The 798-nt window shown below is 52.5% G+C and carries 1 protein-coding gene; it reads left to right on the forward strand.

Features of this window, described 5'->3' with window-relative positions; genetic code table 11:
* Positions 1-798 (forward strand): DNA topoisomerase (locus BCT81_RS14930; RefSeq protein ID WP_241908214.1); only part of this gene is annotated, 798 nt, incomplete at both ends.

Here is a 798-nt window from a genome sequence, read left to right on the forward strand (position 1 = left end):
GTTTTTATGTGAAAAACCGTCCCAAGGCCGTGATATTGCCAAGGTACTTGGCTGTCATGAAAAAATCGAGGGGGCGCTGCGCGGTCAAGGTGTGGTCGTGACCTGGGGATTTGGTCATATTTTGTCTCAAGCCGACCCAGAGCATTATGACCCCGCATTAAAAGCTTGGTCTTATGACACGCTTCCTATCGTGCCGTCGACCTGGCAAATGGTGGTGCCAGCCGATAAGAAAAAACAGTTCAATGTCATCAAAAAATTATTGGCTAACGCGACAGAGGTGGTGATAGCCACCGATGCCGACCGTGAAGGGGAGGTGATTGCGCGTGAGATTTTAGACTTTGTGGGTTACCAAGGCCTAGTTTCTCGACTTTGGCTCAGCGCCTTAGACGAAGCGAGCATTCGTAAAGGTCTGGATAACCTTAAATCTGGTAGTGAAACCGAATCGCTCTATTGGGCGGGGCTTGGCCGCAGTCAAGCTGACTGGTTGCTGGGTATGAACCTAACGCGGCTTTGCTCTTTGGTGGGGCGAGAAGCCGGTTATCGCGGCGCCTTATCGGTGGGCCGCGTACAAACGCCCACCTTGCGGTTAGTAGTTGAGCGAGACTTGGCTATCGCTCACTTTGTCTCTAAACCGTTTTATGACGTTGTCGGTGACACGGGTTTTTCGTCTAAATGGCAAGTACCAGAAGTGCAAAGCGATGAAGCAGGGCGCTGTTTGTCCCGTGAGGTGGCCGAGCGTGTGGCTCGTGACTGTCAGGGACAAGCAGCGACGGTCACGGCGTTTGATACCAAACGGCA

It is taken from the genome of Vibrio sp. 10N.261.52.A1 (assembly GCF_002876325.1).
Classification (GTDB): domain Bacteria; phylum Pseudomonadota; class Gammaproteobacteria; order Enterobacterales; family Vibrionaceae; genus Vibrio; species Vibrio chagasii.